The organism is Paenibacillus humicus NBRC 102415, from assembly GCF_004000905.1.
Lineage (GTDB): Bacteria > Bacillota > Bacilli > Paenibacillales > Paenibacillaceae > Paenibacillus_O > Paenibacillus_O humicus.
Genome location: NZ_BIMD01000012.1, coordinates 73512 through 98992 on the forward strand (window position 1 = coordinate 73512; position 25481 = coordinate 98992).

Consider the following 25481-nt stretch of genomic DNA (forward strand, 5'->3'; position numbering starts at 1 on the left):
AAGCCATTCGGCAAACCGAAAGCAAGCAAGGAGCTTGCGACTCGAGAAGAAAAGATCGTACTCGTATGATATCCTTTCTGTTCTCATAAACCAAGGAGAATGCCGTTATGCCGCCCGATGACCGACCGACTTCCCCAGCGGCTCCGCATCCTGTCTCCGCCGCCGCAGACTCTCATCCGAACCGCCTCCGGCCCGCTCTGTGGAGGAGCCGCCCGTTCATGCTGCTGCTGGCCTCCGGCTTCGTGCTGGCGCTCGGCGGCAAGCTCTATGAGCTGACGCTGCCGCTGCTCCTCTACGACCTCACGCATTCCGCGGTCGCGATGTCGGCGATGCGCAGCATCGAATTTCTGCCCAATCTGCTGCTTGCCGTATTCATCGGCGTCCTGGTCGACCGTTCCCGCAAGAAACGCTGGACGATCCTGTCGGTCTTCTTCCAGATCGCCGTGCTGGCCGGCCTGTACCTGTGGACCGAGAAGGGGCCTGGCGCATCCTCCCTATATGCCTGCTATATCGGCGGCTTCCTGCTGATGACATTCGGTTATGCCTATAACAACGCGCGGGTAGCACTGGTCAAGCAATGCCTCCCGGCCGGCCTGCTCGCGCCAGCCAACGCCTCCTACTCGTTCATGACGACGCTTATCGGCATCGGAGGCCCGGCGCTGACCGGGCTGATCCTCTCCTTCTCGAACCTGCAGGACGGCCTGCTTCTGACGGCGGCCGCTTACATCCCCGCCCTGCTGCTGCTCTCGCTGCTTCCGGCCGATGACCGCTCGCCGCGTCCGAAGCCGGCCGGCTGGAGCCGGGAGCTCGGCGAGGCGTGGCGGGAGCTGATGCGCAACCGCGCGCTGTGGCAGATTACGCTGCTCGTCGTCTTCATGAACGCCGCATCGGGCATGGTGGATGCGACGGTGATCTTCACCGCCAAGGACCGTCTCGCCCTGAGCTCCGGCATGCTGGGCCTCGTGCTCTCCGCCGCCGGCGCCGGCGGACTGGCCGGCAGCCTGCTGCTGCCGCCGCTCAAGCGGCGCTTCCGGCTGGGAGCGCTGCTCGCCGCGAGCTCGCTGCTCTCGGCGATAGGCGGCTTGATGCTTGCCCTGGCCGCCTCTGCAGGAATGATGGCTGCGGGGCTGTTCGTGGACGGCATGGCGGGAGCCGTCAGCACGGTCTGCATCTGGACCTACCGGCAGGAATCGACGCCGGCCCATCTGATCGGCCGCATCAACGGCCTCACCGGTTCCATCTTCAAGCTTGGCATGCCGCTGGCCATCTATGCCGGCGGATGGGCGAGCGAGCTCGGCTCCACGGCTCACGTGTTCCTTGCCGCCGCCTTCATCCATCTGTCCACGGCCGCCGCATGCCGGTTCAGCTCTTTATGGAAAACAGCATGAAAGAGGCGTATGACCAGGTAATGCCTGGTCATACGCCTCTTTTGAAAAATCGATTAAAGCTTGCGAGCCCAGTGGCGATGCGCCGCGACCGCTTCGACAAAGGCCTCTGCCGAGCCTTCGGCGCTGACGATGCCGGGATCGCCGGCTTGCGCCTTCAGTCCGGCGAGCTCCAGCAGCTGAGCGGCATCTTCCGGGCTGCCGAAGCCGATCGCCTTGAAGTGCTGGAACGCTTCCTTCAGGAAGTCCGGCAGCTTCGGATTCGGCTTCAGCATCGCGAGGCTCGCCTCCCCGCCGGCGACGAATACGGCATCGAAGAGCACCGAGTCGCTCGTCAGGAAGCTGTGCGCCGCTTCCACCTCGCTGCCGTCGTCTCCGCTTACCGTGCCAAGAGTCGAGCTGAGGTATTCCGGCAGCGCTCCGGCCGCCGTCAAGGCAGCGGCCAGCTCAGCCGTCTCCGCGCCGCGGAAGCCGTCCGCGACCACAATCGCCACCTTGCGGTTTTTCGCCGACTTGACCGTATTCATGATGCTGAGGGCCGGCGAGGAAGCCCTCACTTCCGAGCCCCCGTTCAGGTCCGCCGGAGGCTGCGCTCCGATGTTGGCCGCGACGGACGCAGCGAGCTTGCCGCTGACCTGCGCGAACATGTCCACGACGCCCTGGCGGATGTTCTTGTCCTTCACATGCCCGAGCTCGAAGCTGAAGGCGGAGATGATATGCTGCTTCTCCACCTCGGACATGCTGTTCCAGAACAGGATGGCCTGGCTGTAATGATCCTTGAAGCTGTCGCTGCGCTCGCGCGTGACGCGGCCGTCGACCTTCTCCTGATAATGCTTGTAGCCGTCCTCGGTCGTATGCGGCGAGCCTCCGGCGATGCCGTTCTTGTGATAAGCGACCGGACCGCGGTTGATCGTCATCCGGTGCATGCCGTCGCGCTGGTTGTTGTGGACCGGACACATCGGACGGTTGATCGGAATCTCATGGAAGTTCGGACCGCCGAGACGGGACAGCTGCGTATCCGTGTAGGAGAACAGCCGGCCCTGCAGCAGCGGATCGTTGGAGAAATCGATGCCCTTGACGAGATGTCCCGGATGGAAGGCGATCTGCTCCGTTTCCGCAAAGAAATTGTCCGTATTGCGGTTCAGCGTCAGCTTGCCGATGCGCTGCACGGGCACGAGCTCCTCCGGCCACAGCTTGGTCGGATCGAGGATGTCGAAGTCGAACTTGAACTCGTCCTCTTCCTCAAGCACCTGGATGCCGAACTCGAATTCCGGATACCTGCCGGCTTCGATCGCTTCGTACAGATCGCGGCGGTTGAAGTCCGGGTCCTTGCCGGCGAGCTTCTGGACCTCGTCCCAGACGAGGGAATGAGTGCCGAGCACCGGCTTCCAGTGGAACTTGACGAAGCGCGCCTTGCCCTCGGCGTTGACGAGCCGGAACGTATGGACGCCGAAGCCCTCCATCATGCCGTAGCTGCGGGGCAGCGAGCGGTCGGACATCGCCCACATGATCATATGGGCGGTCTCGGTGTTGTTGATGACGAAATCCCAGAACGTATCATGCGCCGACTGGGCTTGCGGAATCTCATTATGAGGCTCCGGCTTCACCGCATGAATGAAATCAGGGAACTTCATCGCGTCCTGAATGAAGAAAACCGGCATATTGTTGCCGACGAGATCGAAGTTGCCTTCCTCGGTGTAGAACTTCACGGCGAAGCCGCGCACGTCGCGGACCGTATCCGCCGAGCCGCGCGAGCCCGCTACCGTAGAGAAGCGGACGAATACCGGCGTCTTGACCGACGGGTCCTGCAGGAAGCCGGCTTCCGTCAGCTCCGCCATCGGCTTGTACACCTGGAAGTAGCCATGAGCGCCGAAGCCTCTGGCATGGACGATGCGCTCCGGAATGCGCTCATGGTCGAAATGCGTCATCTTCTCCCGGAAATGGAAATCCTCCATCAAGGTCGGACCGCGCACGCCGGCTTTCAGGGAATGCTCGTCCTCCGCCACATGCAGGCCTTGATTCGTCGTGAGCCTCTGCCCGTCGTTGTCGACGGTATGCTGCGCGAGCTGCTCGTCCTTGCTGCTTCCGGCTGCGGTCTGCTTCGGGTCCTGGCTCATTCTTCGTATCTCCTCCTTAAGGGGTTGGAAGGTGCTTTTGCATGGCTGAAAGATCAGCTGAACATGAGCACTTTTCCTTACCCTCGGCCGTCCCCGGCCAATCACGCTCGGAGATGCGGATGGGACCGAACAAGGCTGATCAAGGGGCGGAGATGGCAGGGACCAGCGGCTGCGCCGTACCGACGGCCGCGCGCGAGGGCTCTGCTTCGATATGGAAGGCGTCCAGCTTCTCCTGAAGCAGCGCCGCCATCGCCTGCAGCGATTCCGCAGAGCCGGATATGTCCTGCATGGACGCCATCTGTTGTCTGCTTCCAATCGCCGAAGCCCCGGAATGTTCGGCAATCGTGGAAGCAAGCGACAGCAGCTCGTCGCTGGAAGCCAGCATCTGCTCCATGGAGGCGGACAATTCCTCCGCGGAGGCGGATACCTCCTGAGTTTGCTGGGCCACGGTCGTCATGGAATACGCCACGGAACGGAACGCCAATTCGGTATTCCCGATGCTCTCCGATCCCCGCAGCACCTCTTCCATCCCTTTTTTGACCGACTCGACAGCCTGGTCCGCATGCTCCGCGATGCCGAGAACGAATTCGGAGATGCGGGCCGAAGCTTCCTTCGTTTCCTCCGACAGCTTTTTGACCTCCTGAGCCACGACGGCGAATCCTCTTCCGCCCTCTCCCGCCCGGGCGGCCTCTATGGAAGCATTCAAGGAAAGGAGATTCGTCTGGGAAGCCACTTCGTGAATAAAAGCGGCCATTTCCTTGATCCGGCCGGATTGTTCGACCAGATTCTCGACGTTTTGAGCGGCTCCTTCCATGACGACCCGGATTTCGCCCATTTTTCCTTTCGTCTCCGACATCAGTCGGCTCCCCATGTCCGCTTGCTGCAGAGCCTGCTCGGAGGACTCGGCCGTAATAGAGGCCGCTTCGGCTACCCGCTGCAGGCTTATGGCGCTTTCCTCCATGGCGGTCCGGCTTTCATTCATCCGCTCCCGTTGACCGGAGGCGGATTCGGCGATGGCGCGGACCGATAGGGAGATGCGCTCCGATTCGGAGGCAGCTTGCGCCGATGCTCCCGCCAGCTGGCGGGAAGAAGCCGCAAGCTCTCGGGCATTTTGATCGATGGTTCGAAGGAGCTGGCTCAACTGCTTTTTCATGCCGTTCACGGCAAGGGTCAAGACGTTCAGCTCCTGGATCGAGGCAGGGGCCAGATCATCTCCGGTCAAGTCCCCCTCCGCGATTCGCCGAGCGGCGCGTGCGGCCGCGTCCACCGGACGGGAGATCCGCCTTGAAATGAGCAGAGCCGCAGCGGCTCCGAGGAGCAGCGCGAGCACGACCACGGCTGCAAGCAGCTTCTGCACGTCGGCCACATGCGCCGCCGCCTCTGCTTGAGATGCCGCAAGCTGGCTTTGCTGGAAGCTCTCCAGCTCCTCCGCGGCGGCCGACAGCTTGAGCGCCATAGGAATGCATTGCTCCTCCACCAGCTTGATATAACCTGCCGTATCTCCTCTCTCCTTGTAGCCGGCTATCGTCGCTACGATTCCCGCGTACTCGGCTTCCAGCCGCTCCAGCTTGCCTGCAAGCTCCTTGGATTTCTCCTGCTTCAAGCTTCCTTTGAGCTTCTCCATCCCTGTGGCGAAGGACTGCCGGTCGGCCTTGTAAGCGTCGAACGATGCTTGTTGTTCCGTAATCAGATAGCCGCGGACGTTTTTCGCCTCGCTGGCCGCCCGATATTTCAAATCTTTGATCAGCAGTATTTTTCCGACACGGTCCTGAATAAGGGATTGATACGTTCGATGAAGCGAGTTGAGCTGATTCCAGCTCACAGCTCCGACCAAAAGAGTAAGCGCGAGCACAACGGAGAAGCCTAGCAAAAGATTGGTCCGGATTTTCATCCTCTTTAACCCCCGATAAGTTAGATACTAAAAAAAATATTTATACCCATGAGTATATTAGACTTGATCGGATTAAGCTAAACCATTCTTACCGCCTTTAAACAAAAAAAAATAAATCGGGAAGGCATTTAAAGAATGGACTGATTTGAGAGGGTCCGTCAACTGGATGCAAAAGCGCGAAATCGGCTGGAAATGACTCTTCATACATGAAGGGATGTCTGATCCCCTTCCATATCCGACCGGTTCACTTGCTTTTTGAAACCTGATCACGAATAATAAGTAAGCAGGGGCTTCCGCCCCTGATTTCAACGCTCCCAAAGGAGGATGTACGATGACTGCATCTGACCATACACGAATTCCGATCTCGGTGCTGGATCTCGCCCCCGTCGTGGAAGGCTCCACTCCCGCCGAATCGTTCCGCCGCACGCTCGAGCTGGCTCGCCATGCCGAAGAGCTCGGCTATACCCGCTACTGGCTGGCGGAGCATCACAACATGCCCGGCGTATCCAGCTCGGCAACCTCGCTCGTGATCGGGCATGTCGCCGGAGGCACGAGCCGCATCCGCGTCGGCTCCGGCGGCATCATGCTCCCGAACCATGCGCCGCTCCAGATCGCCGAGCAATTCGGCACGCTGGAGTCGCTCTACCCGGGCCGGATCGACCTCGGTCTCGGCCGCGCTCCCGGCTCCGATCAGCCGGCATCCCGCGCGCTGCGCCGGGGCCTGACGGCCGGCGGCCAGGACTTCCCCGAGCTGCTCAGCGAGCTGCGCGGCTACTTCGACCCGTCGCTAGGCACGGCTGCTCCCGGCGTGCGCGCCGTTCCCGGCGAAGGGCTCGACATTCCGATCTGGCTGCTCGGATCCAGCGGCTTCAGCGCCCAGCTGGCCGGAGAGCTCGGCCTGCCGTTCTCGTTCGCCAGCCACTTCGCTCCGGATTATCTGATCCCGGCGCTCCATTTGTACCGCAGCAGCTTCAAGCCGTCCCGCCACCTGGACAAGCCGTATGCCATGGTAGCCATCAATATCGTCGCCGCGGATTCCGAAGCCCAGGCGGCTTATCTGGCCACCTCCCAGCAGCAGCAGTTCCTGAACATCGTGCGCGGACGCACCGGGATGCTGAAGCCTCCCGTCGACAGCATGGACGGACTGTGGTCGGAGCAGGAGAAGGCGGTTCTCGCCAGCACGCTCCGGTACTCGATCGTCGGCACGAAGGAGACGATCAAAACCCGTCTGCCGGAGATTCAGCAAGAGACCGGAGCGGATGAATTCATCATTGCCGGCCAGATCTACGATCAGGAGGCCAGGCTGAAATCGTACCGGATCGCAGCCGAAGCCGTGAACGAATGGAATGGCTGAATGGAAAAAACCGGTGTATCCAGAGCTTCTTCAGCTTGGATATACCGGTCTTTTTTATTGATAGCGTTTGTAAGAAACTGTATACTATAGAATGCCGCTCCAGTTGTTTTTACTACTGAAGCATGTACATATCGGATCGATTCATTTCACCCCATATATTGATCAAAGAGAGGGGCCCTGCAGGTACGATGTCCATACGTGTATTGGTTGTCGATCCCTATCAGCTGGTCCGCAGAGGACTCACTTCCATCCTGTCCGGCGAAGAATCCATCGAAGTCATCGGCGAAGCCTCCGACCGCAAGGAAGCGCTTGCTCATATCCAGAGCCTGCAGCCGGATCTTTGCATCATGAACAACCGCATCAATCAGCAGAGCGGCCTGGACGTCATCGGCAAGCTCAAGCAGGCCGGGGCGGGATGCCGATTCATGTACCTCACCTCGTCCATGAGGCCGGCCGAGCTCCAGCAGGCGCTCGACCTCGGCATCGAGGGTCTGGTGCTCAAGGAAGCGCTCCCGGAAGAGCTGATTCACGCGGTTCGGATGATCCATCGCGGCCGCAAGTATTATGACGTCGAGCTGCTGGAATCCAGACTGGCCGACAAGCCTGCCGAGAACTAACATAATCTGACGCCCAAGGAGCTTGAGGTGCTGCAGATGCTGAGCGAGGGCTTGTCCAACAAGGAGATCGCTTCGCGCCTCGTCGTTACGGAATATACGGTCAAGAAACATGTCAGCCAGGTGCTGTCGAAGCTTGAGCTGACGGACCGCACCAAGGCTGCGCTGTTCTATCATCAGAACGCCATGTTCCAGAACATCGGCTGAAGATGTTTCGAAAAACCCGTCCGGTTCCGGTCGGGTTTTTCTTCTATTCTTGAAGCTGTCCGGAATTCCCTCTCGGATGGTCAGATACCTTCGAGCGGCCCCGCGATGCCTTTCCATGGCAGCAGGCTTACGAGTGCATAACCTTTGACTTCCTTCACCGGCACCTGGCCCAGCTCGGCACTGCGGCTGTCGAGGCTCTCGCCCGGATCGCGGTTGTCGCCAAGCACGAATACGCAGCCCGGCTGGACCGCAATTTCTTCCATGTCCATCGCTTTGCCGGTCGTGTACATTTCGGGGAGGGACTTGCCGTTCACATAGACGATGCCTTCATGGATCGCCACGTGGTCCCCTTCGGTCGCGATGACCCTCTTCACAATGCTGTACCCGAGCGCCGCGCTGTCCACGATGACCACATCGCCGGCATCCGGCTTCGCGAAGTAGGTCGAGACCTTGTTGATCAGCAGAATATTGCCGTCCCCGAGCGTCGGCGCCATGGAATGCCCGTTGACACGGTCGAGCCCGATCGTATGCGTGAGCAGGAACAATCCCAGCGCGAGCAGGATGATATAGCGAATCCAGCCGATCAGCTCGGACTTTCGGGCTGGCTTGGCCGGAGCCGCCTTCTCTTCAGCCGCTTGGCTCGCAGAGGAGGCCGAGCCGCTTGATATCGATCTATCCTGTTCAAACGTCTGCTCGCTCATAGCTGCAACCTTCTTTCCTCATGTCCACTCAACGGTTACGGCTGCTCCGGGGCAGCATATACATCAACGGTCACGGAAGGCGCAGGAGGAATCGGCTCGGATATCGTGATGGCGCTGAGTTCCGCGAGCGCTCGGCTCTCCACGGACTGGATGCTCTCTGCGTAGGCCCTCTTCTGCTCCTCGCTGCTGAACTCGCGGCTGGCGGCAAGCTCCCTCGATCGATTCTTGATCGCCTGGATAGCGGCCTGCTTCTGTTCGGCCGCATAAGCCTGCAAAGCCGCTTGATGCTCTTGAAGTTTCGCTTGGAGTTCTTTCTGCAAGACGATTTTCTCGGCTTCGGTATCCGTACGGATCTCATCGCTCATCTTGGCGATGACCTGGTCGGCGCTCGATTGCATCGCGAACCGCAATTTTTCCTTAAGATCCACGTCCGCGAACGATACGCCAAGCGAAGCGAAGGCCGTCACGCTTGCAGCCACAACTCCAAGCAAAACCCGGGATTTCCATTTTTTCGACGATGCGCCGGTTGAACCCCTTTGTTTTCTCATTCCGTTCTCTCCCTTCGATGTTTTTTCAGATCAAATCACGGGGATTGGCTCCAATCCCCGTGTCGACCCGCGAATGCAATTACTTGTTGATGGAGTTGGCGACGTCTTCCAGCGCTTTCAGCGCTGCAGCCGTATCCGTATCCGCAGCCGCTTTAACCAGAGCTTTGTTCTCCGCGACTTGTTGAGCGGCGTAGTCGCTCAGCGTTTTGCGAAGTCCGGCGATTTTTTGCTCGAGGTTTTTGCGCACCTCAGCGTCTGCCGTCGTTGCGCTTTGATCGATCAGAGCTTTCAGCTCGTCTTTGGCCGCTTGGATCTTGGAAGCCAAATCGCCTGTGGAGGATGCTTGGTAAGCAGCCACGTCTTTTTTGACCTGCTTCACGCTTTCCTTGCCTTGAGCGTCGAGGTCGCTGTTCAGGCTGATTTTGCCTGCTTCTTCAGCACCTTTGACCGCAAGGTTGCCCACGAAGTTGAGGCCCGTGATCAGGTTTTGCGTATCGCGGCCGATTTGGTTGTTCTTGATGTCGTTTTTAGCAGTCGTGACTTGGTTGACGTAGTCGTTTTTCTTCGAGTTGATCGTCGTCATCGAAGCGTTGGATTGCGCCTGCTGATCCGACACGATGGCTTGCTTGGAGCTGGCCGTAAGCGCCGTGAACTCGGTTGCGTATCCGCTCAGCTGGTTTTTCAGCTCGAGAGCCGCGTTAGCCGTCACCGGAACGGTAACCGTGTTCGTGAAGTTCGTTTTGTACCAGCTTTGGAATTGTCCGGAGATGTCCGTTGCTGCGAAGACGGAACCCATGCCTGCGATGAGACCTGTTGCCAGAACGCCTACTGCTACTTTGCTTTTAAGGGATTTCATTGCCATGATTGATTGTCTCCTTTAAATGGGTTTGGGTTTGTCGGGTATGAACAAGTTATGTAATCCTCCTGATCCGGCTTACGAGCCGATCAAGGACTTTCTTCCCCGGATGTCTGCTGATTCAGCCATTGATCCAGAGTCTGTTCCAATGCCTGCTCCAGACCGGTCTCGGCTTCAACCGTCCTCGCCTGGGCAGCATCCCGGAACTTCTTCTGGATGGCTCCCTCGACGCCTTGGCTTCCCCGCAGCTCGGCAGCGGCTTCATCGATCTGCCTGCTGTAGGATTCGCTTCTCGCCCGAAGGGCGTCGGAAGCTTGCTGTCCGGCCAGATCGGCAAATGCCTTCAGCTGCTCGGCGGATTGTTGCGTCTGTTCCTGGACAAGACCGGCAGCAGAGGCTCGGATCGATTCGCCGGCTGGCTCCTCCCGCCCCCAGCGAAGGGAGCCTGCCTTCTGCGAGAAGGCATCCTTGTACCAGGCTTTGAGCTGCCCTCCGGCGTCCGAGGCGCCGCTGGCTGTTCCCGAACCAATGGCCGCCGCGAGCGCCAAAGCGGCAATGCCTGCCGTCAGAACCGTGCGTTTCATATCCTCACCTCCGCTTTCAGTCTCCGGGACTATATTCCTGGTGTCTGAACTCAGTATAGGGCTTGAGAACGGCTTAATCGTCACTATTAAGGATAATTCTGGATATCCCAGTAAGTTCCAAAGAAATCGAGTATATGGGGTATTGATTCTTTCTCCCCGCGAGCCCTTTTGGGGAAAAGCCGGAAGGCAGCCATCTCCAATGGGAGTAGATGATCTACTCCTTTAGATCCAGATTGGAAGCAATTGGGCTCGTTTACGTTGAAAGAACAGCGGTTATATAACGTTCACGACATCAAATCTGAAGGAGGCGGAAGAAATGAGCAAAAAAATCGTAGGCGTATACGACACGGAAGACGCGGCGATCAGCGCGATCGAGGATCTCAAGGCTCGTGGTGTCGACAGCGACGACATCTCCATTCTGGCGAGGGACAAGGGCGACGTAGCGGCGATCCAGGAGGAAACGGGCACGATGGCTCCCGAAGGGGTCGCGGCCGGAGCCGCAGGCGGCGGAGTGCTCGGAGGCCTTACCGGCCTGCTTGTAGGCATCGGCGCCCTGGCCATTCCCGGCATCGGCCCGATCGTCGCGGCCGGACCGATCGCTGCTGCGCTCACAGGCGCGGCCGTAGGAGCCGGAGCCGGCGGACTTGTCGGCGGCTTGATCGGCCTTGGCATTCCGGAGAATGAAGCCAACATGTACAATGAATATGTACAGGACGGCAATATTCTGGTGCTGGTCGAATCCAAAACCGAACGGGACCACGATATTTACGATTCGCTCCGTTCGACCGGCTCCATCAACGCGCCTTCTTACGAACGCGACATTCAGCCTTATAATCAAACGGCCGCAGCGTCCGAGCATGTCGGAGCGGACGGCGCCGTGCCTGCAGCCGACGTGTACCCGGACGGCGAGCCGGTCAGCAGAGCCGGCCTTGACCCCTCGCCAGGGGCAGGCCCCGGTCTCTCCGACGCCGGCCGCGACCGGGATGGACGCGTCATGGGAAGCGACCGCGATCCGGTCGACGGCAGCTACAGAGCCGGAGACGGCTATGCGGAGCCGGACCGCACGCATGACTCCCGCTACTACAGCGATGAAGAACGCCGGGACGGCCATGTGCCGTTGAACCGCGACCGCAACGGGGACGGCGACGTCACTCTGCGCGAGCGGGCGGAGAATCTGGGCGACAATGTGAAAAACCGCTTCTGATCAACCGTTTCCGCATTTCCCAGCTAGCCCGACCAAAAAATAACAAAACGGTACTGGAACGCCGCCCCTTTAAGGACGCAGCGTTCCAGTACCGTTTTTGATTTGCCGATAAATGGCGATTTCAACACGTCAGCCAAATTTCCGTTAAGCCGATGTCCCTTTCTCGCTTCCTTTGAACTTTTCTCTCTTGATCGTTCCCCATGAATGTCTGGATTTATTGAATTTCAGCAGGCCCTCGATCCGGTAGAGGATAGTGAGCTGCCGATAGCCCAGATTCTCCAGCAGAGCGAACAGCACCAGCCGCATGGTATCGCCGAAAGTCGTGTATTTGCGGAAAGAAATCTGCTCCAGCAGGATGCTTCCCATCGACAAGGTGCTTCCGAGCAGGAAGGCGATGAGGAAGAAGATGAGGAAGCTGTTGAATTCCAGAAGACCGAATAAATAAGCGAGCGGGATGAAGATGTATCCGAGAAACTCCACCACAGGGCCAATAAGCTCGAACAACCAATAATAAGGAATGGTCACCATTCCCACCTTGCCGTACTTCGGGTTAAGAAGCATGGATTTATACTGAAGCAAGTTGTCGAACAGCCCGATCTGCCATCTACGGCGCTGCACCCTTAAATCCTTCAATGATTCCGGGGCTTGGGTCCAGCAGATCGGATCGGCCAGGAACTTGATTTTATAGGTTTTTTTCTCGTCCAGCATTTTCTTGTGCAGCTTCATGATGATGTCCATGTCCTCGCCGATCGTGTTCGTCTTGTAGCCGCCGCATTCAATGACAACGCTTTTGTTGAAGGCGCCGAACGCTCCGGATATAATCAGAATCGAATTCAGCTTGCTCAAGCTGGTGCGCCCCGTCAGAAAGGCCCGCAAATATTCGACGATTTGAAAGACGGCGATTTTGTTTTTCGGAATCTCCATCTTGACCAGCTTGCCTTCCTTGATGACGGATCCGTTGGCAATGCGGACGATTCCGCCGACGGCAATCGTCTCCGGATCCTCCACGAACAGCATCGTCAGCTTGATCAGCGCATCGTTCTCCAGGATGGAGTCCGCATCGATGCTGGCGAATATCGGATAGGTCGAAAGATTGATTCCGGCATTGAGGGCGTCCGCCTTGCCGCCGTTCACCTTATCCACCAAGATCAGCCGCTCGTATTTGGGATTCCGGTACAATCCCAGAATCTCTTTGGTCTCCAGGCTTTTCTTGACCGGCTGGCTGATCTGGACAAGATCGAATTCCCGAATGATCTTGTCGCGGGTGGAATCGGTCGATCCGTCGTTCACAATAATGATCTCGTACTCATAGTAGTTCAGCGCAAGCAGCGACTTGATGTTGTCCACGATCGTGTTTTCTTCGTTGTAGGCCGGTACAAGGATTGAGATCGGAACCATGTTTTTTGAATTCACGTATCGTTTGTAGTCCGATGCCTTCATTTTCTTCAGGTAGCCGAACAGATCGGCGACCGAGATGAGCATCTGCCCATTGTAGAAAATATTGATTGCAATGGTGTATATGATGCAGAATTCACTGAAATACAGAATGAACTTCCAAAAATAATACATACCCTACCAACTCTCTCCCGATATCGCCGCCTAGACGGATCTCTCCATGACTCCGATGATCGCTTCCCGAGCGAACTGATCCTCGCCGTCGAGAATGCGCGCGGCATAATCCTTGCCTCCTGGAATAGCGACCAAAGAAGCCGCGGCATTGTGCCTGACCCACCATTCCGGATCGCCAGCCATCTTTTCCAGAGCCGCGAAGCTTTTGCTGGTTCCCGTTTTGTCCAGACTTTTAGCCGCGGCCGCTCGGACTTCCCACTCCTGGTCCCGGAGCATCTCAAGCAGATAGACCTCAAAGGCAGCATTCTTCAATTGTCCCAGGGCCCGGATGCTGGCGATCTTCAGGTTCTTGTTGTCGCTGTCCAGGTAGCGGATATAATAGCTGCTCAGGCTTTCGAACTCATAATCGGCCGCCGCCTTGATCAGGATTCCCTTGAGATAATCGTCGCTGCGCTCGATCGTATTGATGAACAGCTCTTCCTTGGAGCCCTTGAATACCGTCAGGATTTCGACGACGGCACGGAAGGACAAGGATATCCGGTCGGAATTCTCGACCAGAACTTCGGCCAGGCTTCGCGGATTGCCTAGCTTGGCCAGAGCAAGCAGCGCATGATAGATCACGTCGTTGTTGCTGCTGCCCATAAGAGCATGAATGTCTTTTTCAGCCGGTTTTATCGCCAAATCCCCCAGATAGCGGCACCCCAGAGCCTTGATATAATCCCGCTTGGAGGAGAGCTGACGAACTAGATAGGTTCTGATTCCCGTTTGTTCATACAATCGGGCCAGACGCTCCGCATTTGATTCGATGAAATCCTCGCCCTGCGCGACAATGATGCCGATGAGAATCTCTTTTTTGCGCGGACTGCGTCCCACGTAATCTGCAATCCGAGTTACTGCCTCCTGCTCCTCCTCATGCGTCGCGAGCTTGAAGGAGGAGAAGAGCACATTCAGCTTGCGGTTCAAATGGGCGAGGCTTTTTGTTAAGAAGTGCCCGTACAGCCATGTAACGACAATGGCCAGGAAAAAGACGGAAATCAATCCGCCTGATATCCAGAGTAAATAAAAAGCTTGCTTCGTCATGTAGAATCTCCTAATGCGAAATGATTTTCATCGGCATTCAGTTGGTAAAGGCTTCTTTGACCGCATCGTAGCTGCCTTTTGTACGGGAAGCATAGTCCGGCGCATCCCAAGTGCTCCATGAGAACGTCCGGTAACCCGATGAAGTAACGCTTTCCGGAAAATGGTAATCGACATGCTGAGTTTTTTTATCCATGAGGATCAGCGAGCCAACGATGCCATCGGTCATCCTGACGGAAAGGGAGTCTGAAGCCACACCCATTCCCTTTTTCTTGTCATCGTCCCATACAAGCAGGCTGGAAGGGTCGATGAAGTTGAGCCGTGCCCACGGAATCCGCACATGCAGCGTCTTTCCGTCCAAATAGAAGTTGCTGCCGCCCGTTTGAAACGCCCCGGGGGTCAAAGCCGACTCGTCCGTATAGACGGCCTCTATTTTCCTTCCCCCTTTGGTGACATACTCGGAGGACTCCATTCTCTTCATCCGCTCGAAAAGTCCCGTAGACGAGACCGTTGTATAATACGAACCCCGGCTTGCATTGTAACTCGGCATCACAAGCAGCTCAGCCTTGTCCTTATTGTCCATTCGGATTTGGAACTCGGCGCCGGACCAGTTCTCGTTGACGTCGGGCGCCAGCATGTACTCGCCTTTTTTGCGATCGACGGTGTCGAGATAGATCAGCTGCTGCTGCCGATTGAAATCAGGCCATCGGTTGAACTCCGCCTTGATGTGGAAGTAGGACTCGTCCGCCGCATAGGCAATGGAATTCAGAGGCCCGGAGCCTCGAAGTGTCATGGAATAATCCGTGAGCGCCTGGGACTCCAAGGCGAGAATGCCGTAATTCTGAGCCGGATCCACCGTGTTATGCCAGAGGCTGCCCCGCATGGACGGAACCGCGGCGGCCTGGAAATCCCCGCTGCCTGTGCCCCATTCATCTGCCCATTCATAGAGCAGCCCCCCAGCGGCTCCGCTGTCCCGGATCAAGCGGATGAGAGAGGCAAGCCCCTCCCCTTGCCCGGCCTCCGTCATCCCCCTTCCTGTAGACAGACCGAATTCACTGATCAGAACCGGATGCTCGCTGCGGGTGATCAACTCGCTGACATAGGTTCCGTATTCTCGGTAAGACGGCTTCCCGGCCGAGTCCCTTGCCTGGAACGCAGGCTTGTCCGGAAAGACGTTGTATGCGCTGAAGATGCCGCCAGCCGCTTTGGAAGTCGGCATCAAGCGATCGAAATCTACTGTTGGCCGATCGGCTTCGCCTGCCTTCTTGTACCCCCTCTGGTACACCGACTCAATCTCGGGAATGCCTACCATTCCGGCAGCATGCTGCATCCCGTACTTGGTCTGCTCATAGGCGTAGGTTTTTTCTAGAAGCGACGCAAGTGCATTCTCGGTTGGAGTGCCCTTGCCGCCAGTCGTCACATAGTCGCCGTCGAAGGCAAAGAAAGCATTCCCGTCATCCGTTGCCTGCACGTTCTCCGCACTTAATTCCGGATCCATCAAGTATCCCAGCACATAGCCGGACACATCATTGGCATACAGCTCGGTTCCCTTGCCATCCGCTTGCTTGATTTCGGCATGGCCATGCATTGCGTCAATCACCGTTTCGGTTTGTTGGGCGAACGCCGCCCGGTAATCCGCATCCAGGTAATTGCCGCCGCGAGGCTTTGCATCCACGGCTATGTTTTGCATGAGGTACAGCATTCGGTCAGGATGGTCATGATTGTATATATCCAGCGCGCGATAGAATGCCGATGGCATCAAGGTGTATACCCGAATCGTATTGGCGTTCATGCCTGCGATTTTGGAGAGCCAATCCGCATAGAAGGCAGGATCGTCCGGCAGCTCGCCTTTGTCGTAGCCCGGAATGCTTGCCCCGATGTCGACGCCGTTCACATAGAGCTGCTGCCTGCTCCCGTTCTTATAGACGGAGAACTGCTTTCCGTCCAGTAAAGGCAGATGCGCCCGTTGTTCCTCGCCAAGAGCTTCGATTTTTTCTGCAGGCTTGGTATCCTTCAGCACTTTCGACATGAATGGCACATAAAAATGCCAATAGAAATAGCTTAGATCCCCTTCGCTCTTGACGCTGAAATACCGGTAAAGCGTGGAAGCGCCGATAAAGGAATTGATTTTGGAAGGGCCGCGATAGTCGGTGAAATCTCCGGCGAGATAGAAAGCGCGCTTGCCTCCGGCAGAATGAGAAACAATGGCAGGAAACCGGCCATCGAGACCAAACGGCTTCAGCTGGTTTTGTCCTTCATCCGTAAGATTCAGCTTGTACCATGCGATGACAGATGCGTCCTCGGCGGGCTCCACGATCTCGAACCAGTTGTAGAAATCCACCTTCTGGGCGCCGTAATCGCCTTGATGCTCCTCATCCATAGACAGCTGGACGGAGCTTCCCGTAAATCCGGCATCGCGCTGCAGGACAACGATTCGGCTGTTGCCCGCGATGACAATGCCCGCTCCCGACAAACTCCATTTTTTGCCGTATTGCTGTTCGTAGGTAGCACGAATCCAGTTGGGCACATCGGCGGTTGACGTCAGGTCCGAGAAGAACTTTCCTGCCAAGCCGGTAAAGGCGACGCCGAAGATGGACTGAAGCTCCTTGGATACCGACGGCGAGGTCGGATCGCCCGCAATATTGTACTCTCCGATTACGGTTGCGCCCTTGGCGTAACTTGTAGCAATGAAACCGACTTCTTCTTTGGTCAAACCCGAAATTCCGGCTGCCTCGACACCTTCGGCCCTTGAATTTCCTGTGCCGTAAGTATCCGAGATGAAGATGGCGTCGGGAATCCGGTCCAGCTTTTGAAGCGGCTTGTTCACCAGCTTCCCTCCGGACATGAAATTCCCGTAATAATCCGTGCGGAAACCATAAGCCTTCCCGGTTTCGGGCTTCCGCATTTTCAAATGGTCCATCAGCCAGAACAAGCCGCGCTGCTTGCTGTAATCGAGCTGCTTCACGTTGCCGGATGCTTTCGTTTCGACAGGAAAGGTTTTGTTGAGCACGACGATGTCGAGATCCTTCGATGGCGCAGCGAGCCACAGTGCGAACGGCGCTCCCAAAGCAACGAGCAGCAGAAGGAGCAGAAGGTACCGCGCTTTGATTTTTTTAGTTTCATTTTTCCGTCAAACCCTCATTTTCCGGCAATGCCGCAAATCCCTTTTGGAGAATATAGTAGGATGGCTTCAGGCGCTCGTGATAGGACGGCTGGTCCCACTCCGCCCAAGCATACGGCTCCATGGCCACAGGCTGCTTGGAGGCTGCGCCCGAGTCGCCGGCCAGCTTCTTGATGCCGATATTGAACCCCTCTGTCTTGATCGGGGATATTTTGCCGCGGGTGCGCATATCGTCGATGATCATTTTTTTGGAAGGATCCATCACATTCAGCAGCTGCCATGGAATCCGGATTTCCAGCTGTCCCTCCGAGTAGTAGAAATCGCTCAGCGAGTAGTAGTCCGGGCTTTTGGGGTTCGCATTTCCGTAAGTCAGCTGCCCCGTCTCGTAACCGGTGAAAGGAATCACGGCATTCCCGGGCGGAATGACGACTCTCTTGTTCAGAGCGAGCCGGATCGGGTTGAACAGGCCCGAATTCTTGCGGCTGGCATCCGGATGATCCTCGATTAAACTGGTCTGCACCGCGTAGCGGAAAAGATAATTGTCATAATAGGGATCAACGAGAAGGCGGGAGTCGTTTTTCCCATGTATTTTCAATACAAAGTCAGCTTGCCTGCCGAAGCTGATTCCATAGGCCGAGAAGCGGTCGCTGCCCTGACCTTCGATGCTGTCGATGGGAAGAAGCAGCGTATCCTTGTCAAAATCATAATTCCGGGCATCGATTCTGAAGTATACATACGCCTCGTCGCTCTTCACGTACAACTTCGTTTCCTCATCATCATACAGGGGAGCGTCCCCGGCCCAGTCATCGACCTGGCCGTCCACGGAACGGATGGTCTCGCCATTGCCGGGGTCGAAAGCAAGCAGGCCGAAATGCTGCTCGTTCGTCTGAGGATTCGACCAGTAGGGACGGGAGTCCGGTAAATCGAGATCATTATTGTTCCAGGTCCGCTTGAACCACTCGTCCTGCCACGCGAAGACCAGACCTCCGGCGAGGTTGGCCGCATGGATGTCATTGATCATATGAACGAGCATATCTCCCTGGGTCTTCTCGTCGATGAATCCCTGATTGAAGCCTGTAACCCTGTTTTCATGAGCCTTTCCCCTAGACGCCGGGATGCCGAATTCGGATACCACAATGGGCATGGTATGGATTTTCTTGATATCCTCCAGATAGGCAAGGTAGGGATCCGGCTTTCCGTCCAGCCCCTTGTAGTTGATGTAGTCGGTCTGGAAGCTGAAGGTATCCGGGTAATAAGGATAGACATGATAGGATGCGAACATGCCGGGCTTGAAGCTTTCATGTCCTTTGACATGCTCCACGTTCACAGACACGAGATCTTCGTTCTTGTAAGGTTCGTTGGGGTGTTTGAGCGGATCGGTCGTGACCCAATTGGAAAAGGCGAGGGCTCTTTGCATCTTGTATTTCTCGGATTCATAACCGATGATCTTATCGCCCACTTCGGCCAGGAAGGCCTCGAAGGGTGAAGCTTGTTCGGTATAGAGATATTTGCCGTTGTATTCGCTGCGGGCGGGATTGTTTTCATTGGTTCCGACGACAAAGGAAGGCTCCCATTCGATTCCGAGAATCCAGCCGATGACATAACGCGACACATCCGAGGTATACGTGCCGTCCGCATGCCCTTTGTTGACGGGCAGGTATCGGTCTCCATGAATGATGTCGACGATTTCCTTGCCGCTCTCGACGACATCATTCAGTATCTTATCCTTTTCACCGAACGCATCCTCTATCGTCAACACATCATTTTCGTTCACCCATACGCCATGGATCACATAGATCGGCTGCTTGCCGTCCTTTTCCCGCTGTTCATTGAAATCGAGCAAGGCATTGTAAAACTGCGGGCGCTGAATCGTGTAGACCCGGATGGCATTGGCGTTCATTTCCGCTATGTACTTGAACCACCGAAAGTACTCCTCGTAAGTGATGGCGACTTCTCCGGGAAAAGCCCCTGGTTTTCCGGCGCCAAGGTTAACGCCTTTGATGAACATCCTGCTCCACTTCTGTCCGTCATGGACATAAAACGAAGCCGAATCCGTCTTGCTGACAAAACTTAAACCGCCCTCCTGTTGGAAAGCGGTTTCAGAACTCTCCTTCTTGGGAGAGAGTGAATATTGATAAACGATTACGGCCCCTAGAACGACAAAAATCGCCAAAAATCCGGTTAATATCTTCATTTTTCCAGTCATGTCATAACCTCCTTTGCCATTCTATAGGCAGTTTCACCCATATGTCAACGCAATTCCCAGTAAATTGGTCCCATATAAAAAGCGAGCTTCCGGAGGAATTCCGGAGCCCGCTTGAAGGAAGAGTTAGGTCATTTTCATCCAGCTGTCGTAGTGATGAATGGCTATGCCTTCAAAAGCAGAATTGGATTTGTATCGTTGGTACACCTGATCAAGCTGCTCATACATATATTCCTTTTTCTTTGCATAAAAGGTCACGAAGCTGTAATCGGGAGCCAGCTTGCCGGTCTCGACGGCAACCGACCCTCTTACCTGATATTTCTCGAACAGCTTCATCTGCGCTGCCGATACCGACAGGATGCTTTCGTCTCCGGCGGCCTTGTCACGGTAAGCCATGATCGTGATGAATTTCACTTGCTTGCAGAGCCACTCGGCAAGCAACCCGGCTCCATACTTATTGTCATATTTGACGCCATGGAACCAAAAGGGAATATCGATTCCGAGCTCCAGCTGATTTCGATCGGCCCATTCCTGAAACGACCGCATCATGGTCTGATAGTTCTCGATGTACCGATTGGCGTTCTGCTCGTACCCTTCGGATTCATAAGGCTCGACATCGAGATGGATTCCGCCGAACCTCTCCTTGTCGGAGGCTGACTGCTGATAGCCTTGAAGCCAAGTCAGAAATGTCTGTTGAAGGGCGGATCCTCCGGCCTCGACCCACTCGGGAGCTCCGTCCAGAGCGTGAACGCGAATCCCGCGCTGGGAGGCTTTTCGGATGAAATCCTTGTAGCAGCCGGGCTCAATGGCGGGATTGATCTGCAGATGCAGCAGATTCACTCCATTGGCAGCCAAGTCCTCGATGATAACATCCGTCTGAGAGACGATTTTTGAAGTATCCCACAGCCAAGTGGATAGGGTCGGAGCTTTCGTGAAAGCATGGCTCGCTTTGGCATCTGCGACTCCGGAACAAGCGAGAAGAAGCAAGGAAAGAATGCAGATCAATGAAGTTAATTTCATCACGGTATCCCCCGCCTGCAACGGCTTCAGCGGCCCGGAAATAAAAAACAGTCCGGGAAAGCAACCCGAACTGTGTAGGATACACATAAAAAATAAGAAGAAGGGAACCTTCTTATTTCTTTCTTCGTTCGGCAACTGGCTGCCATAGGCTCTCGCCCTTAGGCCCTCTAGTTTTGCGTCCCTGCCTTTCCGACAGGTTTGCCATTATCGTGAAGCACATCAGTAATAATGAAATCATAATCCATGAACCGCTAAAAGTCCAACCTTATCCATTCAGAGCCCTTCCCAGCAGACACGGCTAAAAACGCTCTACGAAGCTTCCTGGGCTTCCTGGTATGCGGCCGGAGCAGCTTCGCGCTGGCGCCGCGACATCATGATGTTGAGGATGATCGCGGTCAGCGATCCCGTGACGATGCCGCTCTGCAGCAGCATGGACGCTTCCGACGGAAGCTGGCCGAACATCGCCGGCACGGTGGCGGAACCGAGGCCGACGGCGAGGCTGCATGCCACGATCATCAGATTGCCTTCCTTGCGCAGGTCGACTTCCGAGAGAATGCCCATGCCGGAAGCGGCGACGGAGCCGAACATGACGATCATGGCGCCGCCCAGCACGGCGCTGGGCACGACGGTCGTCAGCGCCGCGAGCTTCGGCAGCAGGCCGAGCAGCACCATGATGGCGCCGGCAGCGACGATGACGCTCCGCTTCTTGACCTTCGTCAGCGCAATGAGCCCGACATTTTGGGAGAAGGCCGTATAAGGGAAGGCGTTGAAGATGCCTCCCAGCATGATCGCAGCTCCCTCCGAGCGGAGGCCGTTCACGATCTGCTTCTCGTCGACCTGCTGGTCGGTCGTCTTGCCGACAGCGAGGTATACGCCGGTCGATTCCACCATGCTGACGATATTGACGAGGATCATCGTCACGACGGCGACGAGGCTCACATGCGGAGCGCCGAAGTAGAACGGCTGCGCGATGCTGAACCACGAAGCGTCCCAGACGCCGGAGAAGCTGACCATGCCCATCGCATACGCGGCTGCTGTGCCTGCGGCAAGGCCCACGAGCACCGCGATGGCTCGCATGAAGCCTTTGGCGAAGCGGCTGACGACCAGAATGACGACGAGGGTGAGCAGCGCCAGCAGCAGATTGCGCGGAGCGCCGAAGTCAGCCGCTCCTTGACCGCCGGCGGCGTTGTTCATCGCGACCGGGATGAGCGAAAGCCCGATAATCGTGACGACCGATCCGGTGACGACGGTCGGGAAGAAACGCAGCAGCTTGCCGTACAGAGGTGCGGCCAGAAGAACGAACAAGCCGGACAGGATGATGGCTCCGTATACGGTCGCAAGGCCGTATTCCTTGCCGATGACGATCATCGGCCCGACCGCCGTGAACGTGCAGCCGAGCACGACCGGGAGGCCGCTGCCGAAGAAGCGCGTTTTCATGACCTGCAAAAGAGTGGCGAGGCCGCAGGTGAACAGGTCGGCGGCGATCAGATACGCGATCTTGGTCGGCGTGAGCCCGAGCTCTCCTCCGACGACCAGAGGAACGACGACGGCGCCCGCATACATGGCGAGCACATGCTGAAGGCCGAGCGTGACGGTTTTGCGGCGGCTCAGCATCCGGCCCCGTCCATTTCGGCGGCGCCGGCCGCAGCAGGCTCGGCTTCAAGTTCGCTGACATACGTGACTCGTCCGGGCGCCATCGAGGCGATCCGGGCCAGGGAATGCACCTCGACTCCGCGCTCCTCCAGCAGGCCGCGCCCTTCCTGGAAGCTCTTCTCGATGACGCAGCCCACGCCGCACAACCGAGCGCCAGACTGCTTGACGATATCGACGAGGCCGACAAGCGCCGCTCCGGTAGCAAGGAAATCGTCTACGATCAGGACGCGCTCTTCCGGTCCGAGATAGTTCTGGGAAATACTGACCTGATACGTCTCCTGGCGAGTGAAGGAATGGACCTGAGCCGTGTACAGGTTCTCGGTGAGCGTGACTGCTTTTTTCTTCTTGGCGTAAACGAAAGGCACTCCCAGCGCGATGCCCGCCGCCATAGCGAACTGGATGCCGCTCGCCTCGATCGTCAGCACCTTCGTAATTCCCCGATCCGCAAACATTCGCGCGAACTCGCGTCCGATCTCCAGCGCCAGCTCCGTATCGACCTGATGGTTCAGGAACGAGTCCACCTTAAGCACCTTGTCCGAGAGGATTTGACCTTCCCGGCGAATGCGTTCTTCCAGCTGTTTCATCGTTGTTCAGCGCCCCTTTTCCTGTTGTCCGGCCTCTTGGGAAAAACAAAAAACAGACCCCACTGAGCTGGTACCCTCAAGTGAGATCTGCCTGATAAGACAAGTCATTGATACGCCTCATGCTCGTCCGGCGCCAAGCTGCGCGCAGACGGAACCAAAAAAGGCGTTCTCACTCATAGTCGGACGATTGCATTGGTCATCCGGTAGAAACTTATGGGCCATATCCCCATGATTATACGAGTTATGAAATTGCGTTCGTTGTTATTTTGTTATCCTACACGGTTACACGAATGCTGGCAAGAGTAAAATCTGACAAGATCCGTCATGTCTCCATTCCCGCCCGGCCTGACTTCTCCTGCACCCGCATGAGCACAAGACCGCTGGCGAACAATAGGACGGAGCCGAAGTAGAAGATGAGATCCAGCGTGAAATAATCGACGAGGAATCCCCCGGCGATGACCGCCAGCCCCGAGAACAGCGACAAGCCCATATGGTAGCGTCCGATCTGCTCCCCGCGCCGTCCTTCCTCCGTTAGATCCGCGAGCAGGGCTTTTTCGCATGTCCGCTGCATCGCTCCGAACACCCCCATCGCCACCTGCAGCGCATAGACCTGCCAAATGCTGGTGACGAGCGGGAACAGCAGGAAGAGAGCCGCCATTCCCCAGGAGCCGAGCAGGAGGAATGGCTTGCGGCCGAACCGGTCGGAGGACCGGCCGAAATAACCGTTCAGATAAGCCGAGCAGATCGTGAACAAGCCGTAGGCGATGCCGTATTGGGTAAAGTCGCCGCCTATTTCCTTGATGCTGATCAGATAGAAAGGAAACACGATGCCCGAACCGAGCGTCATGACGTTCTGTGAAAGCATCACATACCGCATCGCGACGGCTTTCATCGCAAATACTCCGCGTACCATTCGTTCATGAACAAGGACTCCTTATCGTAAGCAAGCTTCGCTGCCTTGAATCCGTCCGCTGCCGGATAGGCCGCGCGGAACTGCTCCTTCGAAGCGAAGGGCTGATAGGTCAAATAATAGGTGCCGCCGGCTTGTTCGGCAAGCCCGATCATTTTCTGCGTCACGCCTTTCAGCCGCTCGAGTCTTGCCGGAGAACGCTTCTCGTTGATGAGCAGCACCAGCGCCGCGCTGTCCTGCCGGGAATAGGCCAGCAGCGACTCGTCGCTGCGGGGCATGTAGCGGACCGTGATGTTGACGAGGTTGATCGGCTCCTCGCGCAGAAGCGTCCGCAGCCCGTCGACGAATTCCGGATAACGGTCCAGCGGCACGAAATACTCCTGCAGCAGATCGCTTTTCTGCGCATCGCGGTATTCCAGGAACCCGCTCTCCGGACGCATGGCGTTATTGCGGGTGATCGGCTTGCCTTCATTGGAGCGGAACAGCCGCTCCTGCAGGCTCCAGCTCATATTTTTGCCCCAGCCGTACTTGCGCTGCAGACCGTACACGAACCGGGTCAGCTCCACGGCCCGCTCGCCATTCAGCCTCGTGTCGGCATCGGCCAGCGGAATGGAGCTGTCCATGTATTCGGTCATGTACATTTCGCGGAGGAAACCGGATGGAGCGGTGGAAATCCGGGCGATGACAAGGCCTGTAGAGCCGGATTCGACCGATGCCCGCAGACGGTCCGGGAACTCCTTGTAGTCCAGCAGCGACGTATGCTGCGTGTAGACGACATCGTCCGTCAGCCGGAGCGTGGCATCGAGGATGACGCCGAGCAGGCCGTAACCACCGATGGCTGCCCGGAACAGATCGGCGTTCTCGCTGCGGCTGGCGGTCATGATTTTGCCTTCCTCCGTCATCAGCCGGAAAGAGTCCACCGTCTCGATCAGCGAGCCTTCGGAGGGATCTCTTCCATGGATGTTCGTACCCAGTGACCCGCCAACGGTGAAGATGTTCTGGGACTGCATCACGCGGATGGACAGATGATGGGGATTGATGACTTCCTGAACCTTCTCCCACGTGGCTCCGCTTTGGACGGTAATCTTCTTCGCCGCCGTATCGAGGTCGAGAATGTCATCATACCGTCTCATGTCCAGCACGACCGCCCCTTCATAAAAGGTCTGGCCGCCCATGCTGTGGCGCGTCCCGGCGACACTCACCTTCCGCCCTTCACGGCGCGCTTCGCGGATAGCGGCTGCGACGTCCTCCGTCGTGCGGACCGCAACGGTCTTGTCGACCTTGGCGCTCACGATGCGGCCGACGTCGGTCGCTTCCTCGCCCCGGGGCATGGCCGAGCGGACCGTCAGGGAAAGAGCGAACGCCCCGGCGTAGAGGATGACCGCGACGGCTGTGAACAAGCGGGCTCTTGCGGTCATGCTTGCGCTCTCCTTCCGGGTTTAGGAATCTTGCATCGATCGGCCTCTTTCAACCATCTATCGGACATAGGATCCGCTATTTCAATCAATGGGCTCTTTTGGACCATCTATCGGACATACGATCCGCTATTTCGAGCAAGGGGCTCTTTTGGACCATCTATCGGACATAGGATCCGCTATTTGTGAACAAATCCCCTCATGTCGATAGCACTGAGACAAATAAGGGATCGTATGTCCGATAAACAGATCATCCATGCGGTTTATCCTAAAATAGCGGATCCTATGTCCGATAAAAAGCTCCGTCATCCCTGTTCATGCCTTTCGATGCCGACCTAGAACAAATGTGAATGGACAACTCGGGCCTCCGCTTGGTACAACCGACTTCCTGCTTTTTGAATCCATCCATTGCTTCCCAATCGGATTCAGACCGATTGCTTGTATTTCAACTCCAACCTCCTGCTTTCC

Annotated in this window: 20 protein-coding genes and 2 riboswitches; of the genes, 5 read left to right on the forward strand and 15 right to left on the reverse strand. The window is 56.8% G+C overall.

Features of this window, described 5'->3' with window-relative positions; all coding sequences use genetic code 11:
- Positions 1–218 precede the first annotated feature (218 nt).
- Positions 219–1388, forward strand: a complete 1170-nt coding sequence (locus tag PHU01S_RS10215) for an MFS transporter (RefSeq protein ID WP_164763042.1) — start codon at positions 219–221, stop codon at positions 1386–1388.
- Between the two features lie 53 nt (positions 1389–1441).
- Here PHU01S_RS10215 and PHU01S_RS10220 read toward each other — a convergent pair whose 3' ends face one another.
- Both PHU01S_RS10220 and PHU01S_RS10225 read right to left on the reverse strand, forming a co-directional pair.
- Complete coding sequence (locus tag PHU01S_RS10220) at positions 1442–3502, reverse strand: catalase (protein ID WP_049868495.1); 2061 nt, start codon at positions 3500–3502, stop codon at positions 1442–1444.
- Positions 3503–3641: 139 nt separating this feature from the next.
- Complete coding sequence (locus tag PHU01S_RS10225) at positions 3642–5393, reverse strand: methyl-accepting chemotaxis protein (protein ID WP_127507473.1); 1752 nt, start codon at positions 5391–5393, stop codon at positions 3642–3644.
- A gap of 331 nt (positions 5394–5724) precedes the next feature.
- Here PHU01S_RS10225 and PHU01S_RS10230 point away from each other — a divergent pair, with 331 nt between their 5' ends.
- The 3 genes from PHU01S_RS10230 to PHU01S_RS10240 all read left to right on the forward strand — a co-directional run bounded on the left by PHU01S_RS10230 (position 5725) and on the right by PHU01S_RS10240 (position 7568).
- A complete protein-coding gene (locus PHU01S_RS10230) occupies positions 5725–6747 on the forward strand; it encodes an LLM class flavin-dependent oxidoreductase (RefSeq protein WP_049868497.1) in 1023 nt (340 codons plus the stop codon).
- Positions 6748–6935: 188 nt separating this feature from the next.
- Positions 6936–7364, forward strand: a complete 429-nt coding sequence (locus PHU01S_RS10235; RefSeq protein WP_164763043.1) for a response regulator — start codon at positions 6936–6938, stop codon at positions 7362–7364.
- Between the two features lie 6 nt (positions 7365–7370).
- Positions 7371–7568 carry a response regulator transcription factor gene (locus PHU01S_RS10240; protein WP_281279762.1) on the forward strand — a complete coding sequence of 66 codons (198 nt, stop codon included), beginning with the start codon at positions 7371–7373 and terminating at the stop codon, positions 7566–7568.
- A gap of 80 nt (positions 7569–7648) precedes the next feature.
- Here PHU01S_RS10240 and lepB read toward each other — a convergent pair whose 3' ends face one another.
- The 4 genes from lepB to PHU01S_RS10260 all read right to left on the reverse strand — a co-directional run bounded on the left by lepB (position 7649) and on the right by PHU01S_RS10260 (position 10257).
- Positions 7649–8269 (reverse strand): signal peptidase I, encoded by a 621-nt coding sequence (lepB, locus tag PHU01S_RS10245; protein WP_049868498.1) that lies wholly within the window; start codon positions 8267–8269, stop codon positions 7649–7651.
- 35 nt (positions 8270–8304) lie between these two features.
- Positions 8305–8817, reverse strand: a complete 513-nt coding sequence (locus tag PHU01S_RS10250; RefSeq protein ID WP_127507479.1) for a hypothetical protein — start codon at positions 8815–8817, stop codon at positions 8305–8307.
- 79 nt (positions 8818–8896) lie between these two features.
- On the reverse strand, positions 8897–9679 hold the full coding sequence (locus PHU01S_RS10255) for a hypothetical protein (RefSeq protein WP_048745762.1): 783 nt from the start codon (positions 9677–9679) through the stop codon (positions 8897–8899).
- Between the two features lie 83 nt (positions 9680–9762).
- Positions 9763–10257, reverse strand: a complete 495-nt coding sequence (locus tag PHU01S_RS10260) for a hypothetical protein (RefSeq protein ID WP_127507481.1) — start codon at positions 10255–10257, stop codon at positions 9763–9765.
- A gap of 316 nt (positions 10258–10573) precedes the next feature.
- On the opposite strand from PHU01S_RS10260, the gene PHU01S_RS27135 reads away from it, so the two are divergent.
- The gene (locus PHU01S_RS27135; RefSeq protein WP_127507483.1) at positions 10574–11461 is read left to right on the forward strand and encodes a general stress protein; all 888 of its coding nucleotides are present in this window, start codon (positions 10574–10576) and stop codon (positions 11459–11461) included.
- 144 nt (positions 11462–11605) lie between these two features.
- On the opposite strand, the gene PHU01S_RS10270 is transcribed toward PHU01S_RS27135, so the two are convergent.
- The 9 genes from PHU01S_RS10270 to PHU01S_RS10310 all read right to left on the reverse strand — a co-directional run bounded on the left by PHU01S_RS10270 (position 11606) and on the right by PHU01S_RS10310 (position 25016).
- The gene (locus tag PHU01S_RS10270; RefSeq protein WP_127507485.1) at positions 11606–13030 is read right to left on the reverse strand and encodes a glycosyltransferase family 2 protein; all 1425 of its coding nucleotides are present in this window, start codon (positions 13028–13030) and stop codon (positions 11606–11608) included.
- Positions 13031–13060: 30 nt separating this feature from the next.
- Positions 13061–14110, reverse strand: coding sequence for a HEAT repeat domain-containing protein (locus tag PHU01S_RS10275; protein ID WP_127507487.1), 1050 nt, complete (start codon positions 14108–14110; stop codon positions 13061–13063).
- A gap of 37 nt (positions 14111–14147) precedes the next feature.
- Positions 14148–17174 (reverse strand): hypothetical protein, encoded by a 3027-nt coding sequence (locus PHU01S_RS10280; protein ID WP_127507489.1) that lies wholly within the window; start codon positions 17172–17174, stop codon positions 14148–14150.
- 52 nt (positions 17175–17226) lie between these two features.
- Entirely contained in the window at positions 17227–19434 is a 2208-nt protein-coding gene (locus PHU01S_RS10285; protein ID WP_218032438.1) for a family 2 glycosyl transferase, read from the reverse strand.
- Between the two features lie 123 nt (positions 19435–19557).
- Positions 19558–20451: an amidase gene (locus tag PHU01S_RS10290; protein ID WP_127507491.1), complete on the reverse strand. Its 894-nt coding sequence runs from the start codon at positions 20449–20451 to the stop codon at positions 19558–19560.
- Between the two features lie 127 nt (positions 20452–20578).
- Positions 20579–20664: riboswitch (cyclic di-GMP riboswitch) on the reverse strand.
- Between the two features lie 96 nt (positions 20665–20760).
- Positions 20761–22065 carry a nucleobase:cation symporter-2 family protein gene (locus tag PHU01S_RS10295; protein WP_127507493.1) on the reverse strand — a complete coding sequence of 435 codons (1305 nt, stop codon included), beginning with the start codon at positions 22063–22065 and terminating at the stop codon, positions 20761–20763.
- Entirely contained in the window at positions 22059–22688 is a 630-nt protein-coding gene (locus PHU01S_RS10300; RefSeq protein ID WP_127507495.1) for a xanthine phosphoribosyltransferase, read from the reverse strand. Before PHU01S_RS10300 ends, PHU01S_RS10295 begins: the two co-directional genes overlap by 7 nt.
- Positions 22689–22844: 156 nt before the next feature.
- Positions 22845–22948: riboswitch (purine riboswitch) on the reverse strand.
- A 62-nt stretch (positions 22949–23010) separates the two neighbouring features.
- Positions 23011–23580: an MFS transporter gene (locus PHU01S_RS10305; RefSeq protein WP_049868506.1), complete on the reverse strand. Its 570-nt coding sequence runs from the start codon at positions 23578–23580 to the stop codon at positions 23011–23013.
- Positions 23577–25016 carry an FAD-binding oxidoreductase gene (locus tag PHU01S_RS10310; protein ID WP_127507497.1) on the reverse strand — a complete coding sequence of 480 codons (1440 nt, stop codon included), beginning with the start codon at positions 25014–25016 and terminating at the stop codon, positions 23577–23579. Before PHU01S_RS10310 ends, PHU01S_RS10305 begins: the two co-directional genes overlap by 4 nt.
- Positions 25017–25481: the final 465 nt, after the last annotated feature.

What these genes read in the sequence shown, in the direction of transcription:
- PHU01S_RS27135 (WP_127507483.1), top strand. Translation starts at nt 10,574, where the DNA reads ATGAGCAAAAAAATCGTAGGCGTATACGACACGGAAGACGCGGCGATC.
- PHU01S_RS10305 (WP_049868506.1), bottom strand. Translation starts at nt 23,580, where the DNA reads ATGAAAGCCGTCGCGATGCGGTATGTGATGCTTTCACAGAACGTCATG.
- PHU01S_RS10260 (WP_127507481.1), bottom strand. Translation starts at nt 10,257, where the DNA reads ATGAAACGCACGGTTCTGACGGCAGGCATTGCCGCTTTGGCGCTCGCG.
- PHU01S_RS10220 (WP_049868495.1), bottom strand. Translation starts at nt 3,502, where the DNA reads ATGAGCCAGGACCCGAAGCAGACCGCAGCCGGAAGCAGCAAGGACGAG.
- PHU01S_RS10295 (WP_127507493.1), bottom strand. Translation starts at nt 22,065, where the DNA reads ATGCTGAGCCGCCGCAAAACCGTCACGCTCGGCCTTCAGCATGTGCTC.
- PHU01S_RS10235 (WP_164763043.1), top strand. Translation starts at nt 6,936, where the DNA reads ATGTCCATACGTGTATTGGTTGTCGATCCCTATCAGCTGGTCCGCAGA.
- PHU01S_RS10250 (WP_127507479.1), bottom strand. Translation starts at nt 8,817, where the DNA reads ATGAGAAAACAAAGGGGTTCAACCGGCGCATCGTCGAAAAAATGGAAA.
- PHU01S_RS10285 (WP_218032438.1), bottom strand. Translation starts at nt 19,434, where the DNA reads ATGACTGGAAAAATGAAGATATTAACCGGATTTTTGGCGATTTTTGTC.
- PHU01S_RS10290 (WP_127507491.1), bottom strand. Translation starts at nt 20,451, where the DNA reads ATGAAATTAACTTCATTGATCTGCATTCTTTCCTTGCTTCTTCTCGCT.
- PHU01S_RS10300 (WP_127507495.1), bottom strand. Translation starts at nt 22,688, where the DNA reads ATGAAACAGCTGGAAGAACGCATTCGCCGGGAAGGTCAAATCCTCTCG.
- PHU01S_RS10230 (WP_049868497.1), top strand. Translation starts at nt 5,725, where the DNA reads ATGACTGCATCTGACCATACACGAATTCCGATCTCGGTGCTGGATCTC.
- PHU01S_RS10310 (WP_127507497.1), bottom strand. Translation starts at nt 25,016, where the DNA reads ATGACCGCAAGAGCCCGCTTGTTCACAGCCGTCGCGGTCATCCTCTAC.
- PHU01S_RS10225 (WP_127507473.1), bottom strand. Translation starts at nt 5,393, where the DNA reads ATGAAAATCCGGACCAATCTTTTGCTAGGCTTCTCCGTTGTGCTCGCG.
- PHU01S_RS10255 (WP_048745762.1), bottom strand. Translation starts at nt 9,679, where the DNA reads ATGGCAATGAAATCCCTTAAAAGCAAAGTAGCAGTAGGCGTTCTGGCA.
- PHU01S_RS10275 (WP_127507487.1), bottom strand. Translation starts at nt 14,110, where the DNA reads ATGACGAAGCAAGCTTTTTATTTACTCTGGATATCAGGCGGATTGATT.
- PHU01S_RS10270 (WP_127507485.1), bottom strand. Translation starts at nt 13,030, where the DNA reads ATGTATTATTTTTGGAAGTTCATTCTGTATTTCAGTGAATTCTGCATC.
- lepB (WP_049868498.1), bottom strand. Translation starts at nt 8,269, where the DNA reads ATGAGCGAGCAGACGTTTGAACAGGATAGATCGATATCAAGCGGCTCG.
- PHU01S_RS10215 (WP_164763042.1), top strand. Translation starts at nt 219, where the DNA reads ATGCTGCTGCTGGCCTCCGGCTTCGTGCTGGCGCTCGGCGGCAAGCTC.